Raw genomic sequence first — 13,083 nt, forward strand, 5'->3', positions numbered from 1 at the left:
GAGAAACATGACAGAATCAAAGGAACTCATTCGTGTTGAAAAACTAAACAAACACTTCGGAGAACTGCATGTTTTAAAGGATATCGACCTCACTGTTTATGAAAATGATGTAGTCGTCTTAATTGGAGCCAGCGGCTCTGGAAAAAGCACCTTGCTCCGCTGTATGAACTTTTTAGAAATCAAAAATGATGGAGAAATCATCATTGATGGCAGCCCTGTTCACCCAAAACGCGATCAATTAAACGAGATGCGGCAAAAAATAGGCATGGTGTTTCAGCATTTTAACCTCTTTCCGCATAAAACTGTGCTTGAAAACATCATCGAGGCGCCTGTTATGGTGAAAAAAACAAAAAAGACTCAAGCTGTATCAGAAGCCAACGTCCTGTTAGAAAAGGTCGGACTTGCGGATAAAGCCAACGTATATCCTTCTAAACTATCAGGCGGTCAAAAGCAGCGTGTGGCTATTGCAAGAGCTCTCGCCATGAAACCAGATGTCATGTTATTTGACGAACCTACGTCTGCCCTCGATCCAGAGCTTGTAGGCGAGGTGCTGCAAACAATGAAAAGTCTCGCAAAAGAAGGCATGACGATGGTCATCGTCACACATGAAATGGGCTTTGCGAAAGAAGTCGCCGATCGCGTCGTCTATATGCACGAAGGTCGTATCGTCGAAGAAGGCACACCATCAAAATTGTTCGATTCACCTCAAGAGGAACGAACCAAAGTCTTTCTCAGCTCCATTTTATAGGTCAAACGCCCTTTATTTTTCGTGCTTAATGCACGTTTTTTCTCATTTTTCACGAACTTTTCATCCATTTATATTGAATATAACCAAAAACCATGTAAGATTAACTTACATGAATATGTTATATATGACTTTTCTCTCTATAATGAAGAATTAAGAAATCAATTAATTCTGAATGATTCAGGGGGAATGCAGCATGCAAATGGGTGATACAGTATTTATGTTCTTCTGCGCACTACTCGTGTGGTTAATGACACCGGGTTTAGCCTTATTCTATGGAGGACTCGTGAGAAGTAAAAACGTCTTAAGTACAACCATGCACAGCTTAACTTCACTAGCGATCGTCTCTATCGTATGGATCATGTTTGGCTATTCCTTGGCTTTTGCGCCAGGAAATGCATGGATTGGAGGCTTAGACTGGATTGGACTAAAAGACGTTGGCTTTGAGCCTGGTTCCTACAGTGAGACCATTCCACATTCATTGTTCATGATGTTCCAAATGACCTTTGCCGTCTTAACAACAGCCATCATCTCAGGTGCCTTTGCTGAACGAATTCGTTACTCAGCGGTCGTCGTGTTTACACTCCTTTGGGTCACATTTGTATACGCGCCAGTCGCACACTGGGTATGGGGCGGCGGTTGGATTGGCGAAATGGGTGCGCTCGACTTCGCTGGAGGAAACGTTGTTCACATTTCATCAGGTGTGGCAGGTCTAGTCGTAGCGATTGTGCTCGGGAAGCGTAAAGAAGCAGCAAGCTCTTCTCCTCACAATTTGATTTATACTCTTCTTGGCGGAGCTGTCATTTGGTTTGGATGGTTTGGCTTTAACGTTGGAAGTGCCCTTACCTTAGACAGTGTCGCAATGTATGCCTTCATTAACACCAATACAGCAGCTGCTGCGGGAATCATCGGCTGGCTGTTAGTCGAGTGGATGATCAACAAAAAGCCGACCATGCTCGGCGCGATTTCTGGAGCCATCGCAGGTCTTGTCGCGATTACACCTGCCGCAGGTTTTGTCACACCTTTTGCTTCTATTATCATCGGATTCATCGGCGGCACCGTGTGCTTCTGGGGAGTCTTCTCACTCAAAGCCAAATTTGGCTATGACGATGCACTAGATGCATTCGGTCTTCACGGAATTGGCGGGACTTGGGGAGGAATTGCAACAGGGCTTTTCGCAACAACCTCTGTCAATGACGGTGGAGCCAATGGCTTATTTTACGGAGATCCCAGCTTACTTTGGAAGCAAGTCGTCGCTATTGTAGCCACCTATGCCTTTGTAGCTGTTGTGACATACGTGATCATCAAAGTGGTCAATCTCTTCTTTAAGATTCGCGCAACCGTAGAAGAAGAATCAGTGGGTCTTGATTTAACCATGCATGGGGAAAAAGCTTATCAAGATTAAAGAAAAAGGGGTGTCTCTATGAGCAAAATGTATAAAGTGGAGATTGTCACACGTCCAGCCAATTTTGAAACATTAAAGGTGGAGCTCGGAAAGATTGGTGTCACTTCCATTACCTTTTCGAATGTACACGGCTGCGGTTTACAAAAGGGACATACAGAGTTATACCGCGGCGTCAAAAAGGAAAGCAATGTGTACGAACGATTAAAGATTGAAATCGTCCTAAGCAAAGTACCGGTCGAACAGGTTGTTGAAACAGCTCAAAAGGTACTTCGTACAGGCGAACCAGGGGATGGGAAAATTTTTATATATGAGATAGAAAATACAATCAACATTCGGACAGGTGAAGAAGGACCTGCCGCCCTTTAAACCATCCTCCGCTGAGTGCGGGGGATTTTTTAAAGACAGAAAAAAACCTCTGCATGATTCATATACAGAGGTTTCAAGACTTAAGATTGTTTTGTTTCTTCAGTTTGACTGCTGTCTTTAGAGGAATCAGAAGACTTTTCTTGATCAGAGGATTTCCCCTTCTCATCAGACTTTTCTTCAGATTTTTCTCCAGCAGGCTCTTTGGCCTTATCTTCAGCAGCAGGTTCCTTCGTTTTTTCATCAGCTTTTGGCTGAGCAGGTTCTTTTGCTTCTTCCGTCACTTCTTGCGCGGCCTTTTCAATAGTTGAAACAGGCTTGTCAATAAAGCTAAGTGGATTAAGCGCTAAACCTTCCATACGAATTTCAAAATGCACATGGTTGCCGCTTTCAGCACCATAAAGATTTTTACCAGAAGCACCGATGACATCATTCTGCTTCACTTCATCGCCTTCTTTAACACTCACTTGTGACAACGATTGATAAACAGTCGATAATCCATCTTCATGTTCAATTTCAACGACGTGACCGAGAACTGGATCTTTTTTCGCTTGAACCACTGTTCCACTAAGAGCAGCTGTGACGTCAAACACTTTGCCATCTTTATCTGCAAGATCAATACCTTTGCTCAAGGTATAGGTGTTATTATAGTTTACAAGTGCTGCTTCTTTTTCTTTTTGATCAGCATCTGCTTCATAGAACTTTTTCACGACAGAAACATTATCAGAATTCTGGACTGGCATGGCAACATTTTCAATTGGCTTTCCAACTTCAACGGCATCATCACGCTGTTCTTGCCCTGTTTGATTTCCATCAGATAGTTGGTCTTTCACATCTTTTGATACAGCTTGATACCAAAGAACGGCTGTTAACACGACCGCTGCGCTGACCAAGTAAATTGCAGGGAATACCCAGCGCTTACGGAAAAATTGCTGAACTTTTGTGATTTTGGAAGTACGTTTCTTTTCTTCCTCTCTCATTTTTCATCACCTCAGCAACATTCTGAACACTTTTCAAAAAATATATACACACGAAATCATTTTTCTTTTTATTTTGCGCAATCGCATCAATAATATGTATGATGAATGAAAAAAGATGGGGGACTTTATTGTGAAAACTTTCAACCGAATAGCAACAGAAGATGACCTCAAAGCAATCGTTGATATTTACAATTCGACCATTGCTTCAAGAGAAGTAACCGCCGATACAGAACCAGTTTCAGTTGAAGACCGCCGACAATGGTTTTTAAATCATTCAGAGAAAAGACCTCTCTATGTGAAAACAGATAAGGATGGACATATTTACGGCTGGCTCAGCTTTGAAACCTTTTATGGAAGACCTGCATACAACGGAACCGTTGAAATGAGTATTTACTTAAACCTAGACTATCGAGGGAAAGGCTTAGGGTCACTTTTTTTACAAGAAGCCATTGAGCTGGCACCTCCACTAGGCATTCGAACGTTACTTGCCTTTATTTTCGGGCACAACGAAGCCAGCATTCGATTATTTAAAAAGCACGGCTTTGAGACATGGGGTCACCTGCCACGCATCGCAGAAATGGACGGCAGCAGGTACGATTTAGACATTCTAGGAAAAGAATTATAAAACGAGCGTCTCTCAAACAAAGAGACGCTTTTTTATGATGCGTGTAACAACTGTTCAAACTGTTTCGCATTTTGAACAGCTTTTCTTTGGAGGATGATGCCATGTTCATCTATCAGAATCGCTTGCGGAACGACAGTTACCCCATACAGCTCCATGATTTGCGAAGAGCGCATATACACAGCTTGATCAGGCAGCAATTGAAGGAGCAATGCATCATCTCCTTGTTCATCTCCATTGATGAAAATAAATTGAGTATCATCACTAGAAATGTGCTGACGCATATCAGATAAAATGCTTTTGCATGTCATACAAGTGGTATTTACAAATAACAGCATCACAGCTCTTCCACTCTGTAAATACTCCTTTAAAATGACCTTATCTCCTAAATGTGTATAGCTTCGAAATAACGGCGCAGCATCACCAACATCCGCTTCCTTTAATTCAATCCCATCAAGGGATTTAATTTTACTCATAAATTTTCCGATAAAGCGGGCAAGCAAAAACACGACAGCCAGCTGAGCAATGACAATGAATAACACAATAATTAGTAGAATATCAGTCATTTCACTTGGTCTCCTTCTATATACGATTCAAATTGATTCATCCATTTTCTTTTGAACATCATAATGGTTTTCCCCACCGCTATAATCAAATAGACAGCCACTGCAATCAGAAAACAGATCATATGAAACGGCCATGGAATTGTTTCTACATAGGAATGTGCATAAAACAACCCAATCACAAGAGCCAGCATCGACACATTACGAATCACAATTCCCCAGTGAAGATGATCATTTTCAAGCAAACCTCCACAGCCGCATGAAATGTTACGATGTCCTCTCAATAAATTGAAGGTGACCGCTCCAGTATAGATACATAAAAGTGCTGTAAGGCCAATCGCAGGTACAAGAGACATGTTCCACACGAACAATAAACCCGTACAAACCAATTCAACAGTCAAAAACAAATAAAACATTGGCGCCGTGAGCGCAGGAGGCAGCAGTCGATAAGCATTCATCTGCTGAATATGCGCCGTTTGTTTTCTCACTTTATCAAGCCATGCACCTGCAAAGATCATTCCTAACAAATAGACACCTATAAAATAAAAGACACTCACCTTACGCCATCTCCTTTTGTTGAAATAGTTGGGATTGTGCCTCGTAAAGCCTTTTGTACTCTCCATCTAGCGCCATTAGCTCTTCATGGTTCCCCTCTTCAACGAAAGCACCATCCTTCATCACGATAATCCGATCTGCTAAGCGGGCTGCTCCCATACGATGTGTGATAAACAAGACCCCTTGATCCTGCGTATGATCGAATAGCTTTCGAATGAGTGAAATCTCCGATAGTGGATCGAGAGCAGAAGTCGGTTCATCTAAAATGATAAAATCACTTTCTCTAAAAAAGGTTCTCGCCATCGCAAGCTTTTGCCATTGTCCGCCAGACAGTTCATGACCTTCTTCAAAAAAACGGCCAAGCTGCGCATCGTATGTTTCTTCCATTTGATGAATTCTTTTCTCTATGCCTGCTTGCCGTGCAGCTGAGATCATGCGCTCTTCCTTATCTATTTCGTCGATACGGCCAAATCCAATATTTTCTTTCACAGTGAATTCGTACTTCATAAAATCTTGAAAAAGAACAGCCATTCTCGCATGATAGGATTTTTTATAAATGGTTGAAATAGACTCACCATTGACCTTTTGCATATTCGGCTTGTCTGGATCATATAAACCGGTCAAACATTTAATTAAGGTCGTCTTACCTGATCCATTATCCCCCACCAATGCAATGCGTTCACCTTTATTGATATGAAAATGTATATGTTCAATAGCAGGTGTTTTCATATTCGGATAGGTAAAAGAGAGATTTTCTAGCGTAATGGACTGAATACATTCAATCCTCAGAAGCGATGCCCCTTCCTCTGTCTGCTCATCAATTTCTTCTTCTCTCTTTTGAAAAGTTCTCATTTCATCAATATAGAGACTCGTTTCATATAAACTAGAACATTCCCTCGTCAAATCCTGAAAACCACTTTGAATATTTTGCACAGCTTGGAGCACAGCGACAAACGTACCCGCAGCTAATTTCTTTTGAAAGATAAGAAAGACAATAAAAAGACCACAGCACACATAGGCAAATGTCATAAGCAATCCGCCTGCCATCTCCCAGCGAACCTGACGTTTTAGTAATTTATATTTTTCATCTGCACTTTTTACATAATGACCTTGCCATTTTTGCAGAAGGTAATCTCCAATTCCATATAAACGGATTTCCTTCAATGAATCTCGCTGTGCAACAAGGTCGGACACATACATTTCTCTTCGATCATTGGCCGTTAACATCCGGTTTAATTGATACCGTGCGCCTCCAAAGAAAAGCTCAATCCACAAGACAGGCAGTGTACATAAGATCAGAATGACCGCCAAGCCCCAATGGATACCAATCATATAAATGAGAAGTGATACAACAGTAATCAATGCGCTCATGATTGTAAAAATACTTCTAACCATACTCAGAACATGCTGATGACTGTTCATCACACGTTGACTTTCATTATAAAAAGACGGGTGTTCAAATGTAATATATGGAAGCCTGATCGCCTTTTGAAGCAATTCACCCTTCAAATGCAAACCAATCAAATTTGTCGCTTTCTGTTGACTAAGCTGAAGAATCAATTGAAGCCCATACCCTAAAACCACAATGACCATTTGCAACCCAAATAACCTTAAAACCTTTTGAATATCACCTGAAGAAGTCATAAATAAAATAATTTCATTAATCAATGTTTGAATAATCCAGACACTAGCCAAAGGCATAAATCCAACGATCACTTGGATGAATAGAGTTAACAGAAGATATGATCGACTTCTTTTCCAAGTATAAGAGATTGCATATAAACAATGGTTCACTGTACTCATCAAACGCTCCACCTTACACCATTTAGTATAATTGACATAATTTTGATATTTATATTATGATAGCTCTGCGTAACTTCATTCTGAGAGGACGATATAAAATGACTTCAATCTTACTTTTACAGCTAACTCTTATTCTTTGCAGCCTTTTATTGACGATCGGAATCATGATCTATTTAAAACACCAGATGGCATTAATCATCTTACCAATCCAGCATGTTGGACAAAAACTTGTTCATCCGCTACTCGAAAAACCATCACCTATTCAAATAAATGATTTACTGCAAAACAATCACAAGCAACAGCTGCTTATATTCACTGACAGAGCATGTCCGCACTGCATTCCATCACTGGAACAATTCCTAGAAACGAAAAAGCAGCGTCAATTAGACATTTCTTTTAGTATTTTGTTAAAGAATGGGAAAGAAGAGGATCAAGAATTATATCGTGATAACCAAACCAGCATGCGAATTATCTCAGTAGACGAACAAATGATAGGCGCCTTTCATATTGAAGAGTTTCCATATTACATCATGGTAGAAGAAGATGAAACAATCTCATATGCAGCCCCTTTTCCCGATGGTCTTTATTCAAGGTTCTCTGCAAAATAAACATAAATGAGGCATGTGAAGATAAAAAACACACGCCTCTTTTTTTATTGGTTTGGATCTGTCTGAACATCCTGATCCTTTTCCCTTGCGGCGATCTCACTCGCTTCACTTGAAGCTGCGGCTTGTTCCTCAGCTTGTTCAAACTCACTGCGAGCCTCATTTGAAATATCTACTTGGTCACCATGCTGATTCACAGTAACGGACGAAGAAGACAATTCTTTTTCAACCTCTTTCTCTAGTTCCTTTAATTTAGACACATGTAGCTCTAAATCTTTTCCTCGCTGAACCAGAGTCAATTGTTGAAATAATGCCTTTCTCTCTTCTGGAGAATGGTCGCCTTGAACAATTTTCGCTGCCTGGTTTAAAAAAGAATTGGATGTTTGACCCGCTTGACGACTGTTTGACGTCTGCATAGCATTTGTTAAGAATGAAATTGAAGATATGCTCATGCGTTCACATCCTATTAAATAAAATCCTTGAATTTAGCAGCCACATCTAATGCGTTCTTGGCTAGTACAAATCTCACCTGTATCACGATCCACGTAGTAACGGAAAGTTCCAACACCTTGAAGGAAACAAGTTGGCGCTGATTTGCATGAAGTGACTAATTTTTGCAAAATACATCTTGAAGCTGCAGGTTGAACATTGGTCATTTTGTTTAAGAAACGATCTAACATATGAATTCCACCTTCCAAATTTTATGGTAATACAACACAATAATAACCAATTACAAGACAACTAACAACATATTTTGATAATTTTACTAATTAATTTTAACTACTAATCTTATTTATGACATAAATTGTCGTTAAAATTAATTAGTAAATGTTACTTTTTTCTTATTCGAAGATAATTTATTTATCTATAAATAGTAAAGTGAAGATAGAAATATTTTTTATTTGTTCTACATTCACTCTTCCTAAAGTACTACCTGCTCAAGTATGATAAAGAGTGAATACATAAAGGAGTGAACACCATTGCAACAAACTGAGAAAATCATTCAATCTCTTCATTCGATCACAAAGTGGGGAAAAGTTGGTAGTATATTTCTCTATATTTCAGGGGGCTTAGCTATTCTTATTGGTTTTTGGCTTGTTCTTCCTGCTGCCCTTGGCGTCTTCCTCATTATGATGGGAATCCATGTACAAAAATCTGTAAACGCAGCTGAAAAATTAATTCAAACTCCTGATACTTCTTATGAAGAGTTATTAGAACAATATGCTAAGATGATGAAAATGCAGACGCTATTTGCCATATCAAGTATTGTCACAGCCATTCTCTCATTCATCGCCATTATCCTGATGCTGATATTAGGCGGTCTAGCATTTCTTCAAGAAATTCCTAGTGACATTCAGCAATACGAAGGTGAATACGAAGAAGAGCTTGGTGACTTTTATTAATGGAGGGGGGTATCAATGAATATTCGATACCCCCTTTTGTTTGATCATTTTGCATTGGTCACCCTACTAAGCTTGACATTCCCTCTTGATCATTTTAAAATACAAATCGTAACTATTACGAATTAAAGGAGGGGCCTATTACTGATGCGCGTAAAAATTACCTTAGCCTGTACTGAAACAGGTGACAGAAACTATATCATAACAAAGAATAAAAGAACGAATCCGGACCGACTTGAGTTAAAAAAATATTCTCCTCGGTTAAAGAAATATACCCTTCATAGAGAAACAAAATAATTTTTTAGGTTTTAAATCGTAATCATTACTTTTTAAGAGAGGCGGAAATGAACATGATCGTTGGCAAAGGGACAGAAGGAAATGAATAAGCGAATACCCGTTACAGTATTAAGCGGTTTTTTAGGAGCTGGAAAAACAACAATATTAAATCATGTACTACAAAATCGTAAAGGGTTAAAAGTAGCTGTGATTGTTAATGACATGAGCGAAATTAATATTGATGCAGAACTAGTCAAACAAGGCGGTGAGCTCTCCCGATCAGATGAGAAGCTAGTTGAATTATCTAATGGTTGTATTTGCTGCACATTAAGAGAAGATTTGTTAATTGAAGTAGAGCGCCTATGTAAGACTGGTCATATTGATTATATTGTCATTGAGTCAACAGGTATTAGTGAACCAATTCCAGTCGCGCAAACTTTCTCTTATATTGATGAAGAAATGGGGATAGATTTGACACGCTTTTGCCGGTTAGACACGATGGTCACTGTTGTAGATGCGAATCGTTTCTGGACCGACTTCCAGTCAGGAGAAAGTCTATTAGACCGTAAACAAGCCGTTTCCGATGATGACGAACGAGAAATTTCCGATTTACTGATTGATCAAATTGAATTTTGTGACGTCCTGATTATCAATAAGTGTGATCTAGTATCAAACTCAGAATTAGACCGACTTGAGCACGTGCTGACAACACTTCAACCAGAAGCATCTATCATCAGAACCTCAAAAGGGCAAGTAAAGCCCAGTGACATTTTAAATACTGGTTTATTCGACTTTGAAAAGTCCAGTGCTTCTGCTGGCTGGATTAAAGAAATCAACGCAGGGCATTCTCAGCATACGCCGGAAACTGAAGAATACCAAATCTCATCCTTTGTTTATGAAAGAAGACTCCCCTTCCATACTGGCAGGTTAAATAATTGGTTAGATCAGATGCCAGAGCAAATAGTTCGCGCTAAAGGATTTACATGGCTTGCCACACATCATGATTTAACCATATTAATTTCACAGGCTGGAAAATCTGTTCAGATTGAACCAATTGCCTACTGGATTGCTGCCTTGCCTGAGCAAGAAAAAGCACAGATATTAAAGCAAGAACCAGAGCTTCTTGATGAGTGGGACGCAGAATTTGGTGACAGGCATACAAAACTTGTGTTTATTGGCGTAGATTTACCTAAAGCAGATATCATTCGCACACTTGATCAATGCTTACTCACACCTGAGGAATTTGATCAAGATTGGAAAACGTTTGAAGACTCCTTTCAATGGAACATCCAACATTAAGCCAGGAGGGTTTTAAGTGGCAAAGAAATCTAAAATTGCTAAAGAAAAAAAGCGGCAGCAGCTTGTATTGAAATATGCAGAATTAAGAAAAGAGTTAAAAGAACAAGGTGACTATGAAGCTTTGCGGAAATTACCTAGAGACTCTTCCCCTACCCGCTTAAAAAACCGCTGTGAATTAACCGGTCGCCCTAGAGGTTACTTACGAAAATTTAAAATGTCTAGAATTGCTTTTCGTGAGCTTGCCTATAAGGGCCACATTCCAGGAGTGAAAAAATCAAGCTGGTAAAGATTGAGTTGATCTTATCACAGCTTCAATAAAAGTAAAGCAGTAAAAAATGTTGAAAAATCTATTTTCTAAGCTTATCTCCACTTTTTTGAGACACAAAATAACATTTTAAAAACCAGCAGAAAATCTGCTGGTTTTTGATCATGACAGGATTCTTCAGATGAATAGACCTATTTCCAAAAACAGATTTTCAACAATGATTAGGATATTTTCTCTACTTTTCAAAAAATCATGATCATGATACTTTGTTGTCACTACCCACCGATGTATGACATTTCAACTTTTTTCTGATCTTTCTTATTCTCTCTCTCGGCTGAATATTGATCATGTCTATTCGACCATATTTCCTTCAATATGTTCTTTATATCTTCATTATCTTTTGTCGAGCGAATCACCCGTTTCAGATCAAAACCCGATGATGCAAAAAGACATGTAAACAATTCACCGCGAGCAGAAAGTCTCGCTCTATTACATGTTCCACAAAAAGCATCTGAAACAGAAGAAATAATGCCTATCTCTCCTGATCCATCTTGGTAAAAGAATCGGTTGGCTACTTCACCTGGATATTGGGGAGGTTCTGGTTTGATGGGAAATGTTGAATCAATTAGACCAATGATCTCTTTCTTTGTCATGACATGCTCTAGATTCCATTTGTTCGTATTTCCGACATCCATAAACTCGATAAATCTGAGAATATGTCCTTCTTTTTTAAAGTAAGCTGCCATTGGCAAAACATCCTGATCATTCACACCTTTTTGAACAACCATATTGATCTTAATAGCAAGTCCAGCTTTTTTTGCAGCCTCAATCCCATCAAACACTTTTTGGATAGAAATATTCCTTCCGTTCATTTGCTTAAAACGGTCAGGATTTAATGAATCCAAACTAATGGTGACTCTTTGAAGACCTGCTTTCTTTAACTTTTCGGCATATACAGGTAAAAGCGTTCCATTGGTTGTCATAGCAATGTCTTCGATTCCTGGAGTTTTTGAGAGCTTTTCTATTAAGAGAGGCAAATCTTTTCGCATTAAGGGTTCGCCACCCGTGATGCGTATTTTCACCACACCTAGGTCCTTTGCAAAAAGAGTAGCAAGCTGTTCAATTTCTTCGAAACTAAGCAGTTCTTCTTTATTCAAAAAAGGATAATCTGGTCCAAAAATTTCAGCAGGCATACAGTACGTACATCTAAAGTTACAGCGATCTGTTACTGATATTCTTAAATCGCGCAATGGTCGATGTCTCTTATCCAATATACTGTCCATACTTTGCCTCCTATTCTGTTATACGCTGATGGTGAGTGTATATATTAAAAGATTCTCCTCTGACAAATCCAACTGTCGTGATATTTAATTCTTCTGCCATATTAAGCGCCAGTTCAGTAGGTGCTGATTTTGAGATGACGATTGACACTCCTAGTTTTGCTGCCTTCAATAGAACTTCAGACGATATCCGGCCGCTAAACACAAGAATTTTATCTCTAAGCGGAATCTGATGAAGTAAACAGTATCCATAGATTTTATCTAATGCATTATGTCTTCCTATATCAGTTCTAGTGATGAATAGCTTTTCTGTATCACACAGTCCAGCATTATGCACACCACCAGTATGTTGAAACAATTGACTTTCTTCTTGTAAACATTTCATTAGACGCATACAGGTTTCAGCAGAAATGCTGATTCGATCAATGGCTGTTTTTGCTGTTTTCACATCTTGGAGAAAATAAAAGTGTCTTCCTTTCCCACAGCAAGAACCAATCACCCGCTTTGTAAAATCTGATGATTGAAATCCGCTTGAGTGAACTAATTCAACATAGGCAAAGCCCATACTTTCATCTATTGTAAACCTTTTAATCTCATTTTCAAATCGAATGACTCCTTCTGAAGCTAAAAAACCGATCACCAACTCTTTCAAATGATCTGGTGAACAAACAAGTGTTACAAATTCCTCTCCATTCACGATCACAGTTAAAGGAAATTCTTCTACAACTTCATCTGTTTTGCAAGTAAATTGACCTTCACGGTATTGGTGTATGACTCGTTTCTTTTTAACAGAAGGATTCATTGTATGATCTTCCTTTCAGCACAAATTTAGTTATATGAACCAATCAAATTGTGATATTATTTTAAAAAGTCATAAAAATGTAACATATTTCTATCTTATCAAACTTTTTGATTGCTTTAT

General features: G+C 39.0%; 16 protein-coding genes. 9 read left to right on the forward strand and 7 right to left on the reverse strand.

Going from position 1 to position 13,083, the window contains the following annotated elements; genetic code table 11:
* The first annotated feature begins 7 nt into the window (after nucleotides 1-7).
* From MHI16_RS16880 to MHI16_RS16890, 3 genes are all read left to right on the forward strand, one after another.
* On the forward strand, nucleotides 8-748 hold the full coding sequence (locus MHI16_RS16880) for an amino acid ABC transporter ATP-binding protein (RefSeq protein ID WP_044140122.1): 741 nt from the start codon (nucleotides 8-10) through the stop codon (nucleotides 746-748).
* A 193-nt stretch (nucleotides 749-941) separates the two neighbouring features.
* Nucleotides 942-2,150, forward strand: coding sequence for an ammonium transporter (locus tag MHI16_RS16885; protein ID WP_342498018.1), 1,209 nt, complete (start codon nucleotides 942-944; stop codon nucleotides 2,148-2,150).
* A gap of 18 nt (nucleotides 2,151-2,168) precedes the next feature.
* A complete protein-coding gene (locus MHI16_RS16890; RefSeq protein ID WP_007497589.1) occupies nucleotides 2,169-2,516 on the forward strand; it encodes a P-II family nitrogen regulator in 348 nt (115 codons plus the stop codon).
* Between the two features lie 80 nt (nucleotides 2,517-2,596).
* Here the strand turns inward: MHI16_RS16890 and MHI16_RS16895 are convergent, their stop codons facing one another.
* Nucleotides 2,597-3,493 carry a peptidoglycan DD-metalloendopeptidase family protein gene (locus tag MHI16_RS16895; RefSeq protein ID WP_058013494.1) on the reverse strand — a complete coding sequence of 299 codons (897 nt, stop codon included), beginning with the start codon at nucleotides 3,491-3,493 and terminating at the stop codon, nucleotides 2,597-2,599.
* Between the two features lie 115 nt (nucleotides 3,494-3,608).
* On the opposite strand from MHI16_RS16895, the gene MHI16_RS16900 reads away from it, so the two are divergent.
* Nucleotides 3,609-4,118 (forward strand): GNAT family N-acetyltransferase, encoded by a 510-nt coding sequence (locus MHI16_RS16900; RefSeq protein ID WP_268497463.1) that lies wholly within the window; start codon nucleotides 3,609-3,611, stop codon nucleotides 4,116-4,118.
* A gap of 32 nt (nucleotides 4,119-4,150) precedes the next feature.
* On the opposite strand, the gene MHI16_RS16905 is transcribed toward MHI16_RS16900, so the two are convergent.
* From MHI16_RS16905 to MHI16_RS16915, 3 genes are read right to left on the reverse strand one after another with little or no spacing between them, the layout of a single operon-like run.
* The gene (locus MHI16_RS16905) at nucleotides 4,151-4,681 is read right to left on the reverse strand and encodes a thioredoxin fold domain-containing protein (RefSeq protein WP_061409833.1); all 531 of its coding nucleotides are present in this window, start codon (nucleotides 4,679-4,681) and stop codon (nucleotides 4,151-4,153) included.
* On the reverse strand, nucleotides 4,678-5,235 hold the full coding sequence (locus MHI16_RS16910; protein ID WP_058013491.1) for a MauE/DoxX family redox-associated membrane protein: 558 nt from the start codon (nucleotides 5,233-5,235) through the stop codon (nucleotides 4,678-4,680). The genes MHI16_RS16905 and MHI16_RS16910 overlap by 4 nt, the downstream gene beginning before the upstream one ends.
* Nucleotide 5,236: 1 nt before the next feature.
* A complete protein-coding gene (locus MHI16_RS16915; protein WP_342498019.1) occupies nucleotides 5,237-7,036 on the reverse strand; it encodes an ABC transporter ATP-binding protein in 1,800 nt (599 codons plus the stop codon).
* A 98-nt stretch (nucleotides 7,037-7,134) separates the two neighbouring features.
* Between MHI16_RS16915 and MHI16_RS16920 the strand changes: the two genes are divergently transcribed.
* Nucleotides 7,135-7,644 carry a hypothetical protein gene (locus MHI16_RS16920; RefSeq protein ID WP_061409838.1) on the forward strand — a complete coding sequence of 170 codons (510 nt, stop codon included), beginning with the start codon at nucleotides 7,135-7,137 and terminating at the stop codon, nucleotides 7,642-7,644.
* 44 nt (nucleotides 7,645-7,688) lie between these two features.
* Here MHI16_RS16920 and MHI16_RS16925 read toward each other — a convergent pair whose 3' ends face one another.
* Nucleotides 7,689-8,093, reverse strand: coding sequence for a hypothetical protein (locus tag MHI16_RS16925; RefSeq protein ID WP_342498020.1), 405 nt, complete (start codon nucleotides 8,091-8,093; stop codon nucleotides 7,689-7,691).
* 528 nt (nucleotides 8,094-8,621) lie between these two features.
* Here MHI16_RS16925 and MHI16_RS16930 point away from each other — a divergent pair.
* From MHI16_RS16930 to rpsN, 4 genes are all read left to right on the forward strand, one after another.
* The gene (locus MHI16_RS16930) at nucleotides 8,622-9,044 is read left to right on the forward strand and encodes a DUF5362 family protein (RefSeq protein ID WP_342498021.1); all 423 of its coding nucleotides are present in this window, start codon (nucleotides 8,622-8,624) and stop codon (nucleotides 9,042-9,044) included.
* 144 nt (nucleotides 9,045-9,188) lie between these two features.
* Complete coding sequence (rpmG, locus tag MHI16_RS16935) at nucleotides 9,189-9,338, forward strand: 50S ribosomal protein L33 (RefSeq protein ID WP_342498022.1); 150 nt, start codon at nucleotides 9,189-9,191, stop codon at nucleotides 9,336-9,338.
* Between the two features lie 81 nt (nucleotides 9,339-9,419).
* Nucleotides 9,420-10,616, forward strand: coding sequence for a GTP-binding protein (locus MHI16_RS16940; protein ID WP_268497459.1), 1,197 nt, complete (start codon nucleotides 9,420-9,422; stop codon nucleotides 10,614-10,616).
* A 16-nt stretch (nucleotides 10,617-10,632) separates the two neighbouring features.
* The gene (gene rpsN, locus MHI16_RS16945; protein ID WP_012011533.1) at nucleotides 10,633-10,902 is read left to right on the forward strand and encodes a 30S ribosomal protein S14; all 270 of its coding nucleotides are present in this window, start codon (nucleotides 10,633-10,635) and stop codon (nucleotides 10,900-10,902) included.
* A 254-nt stretch (nucleotides 10,903-11,156) separates the two neighbouring features.
* Here the strand turns inward: rpsN and moaA are convergent, their stop codons facing one another.
* Nucleotides 11,157-12,164, reverse strand: a complete 1,008-nt coding sequence (gene moaA, locus MHI16_RS16950; RefSeq protein WP_268497456.1) for a GTP 3',8-cyclase MoaA — start codon at nucleotides 12,162-12,164, stop codon at nucleotides 11,157-11,159.
* Between the two features lie 10 nt (nucleotides 12,165-12,174).
* Complete coding sequence (fdhD, locus tag MHI16_RS16955) at nucleotides 12,175-12,963, reverse strand: formate dehydrogenase accessory sulfurtransferase FdhD (RefSeq protein ID WP_058013484.1); 789 nt, start codon at nucleotides 12,961-12,963, stop codon at nucleotides 12,175-12,177.
* Between the last annotated feature and the right edge of the window lie 120 nt (nucleotides 12,964-13,083).

Origin of the sequence: Bacillus sp. FSL K6-0923 (assembly GCF_038630825.1) — a bacterium.
Taxonomy (GTDB): Bacteria; Bacillota; Bacilli; order Bacillales; family Bacillaceae; genus Bacillus; species Bacillus pumilus.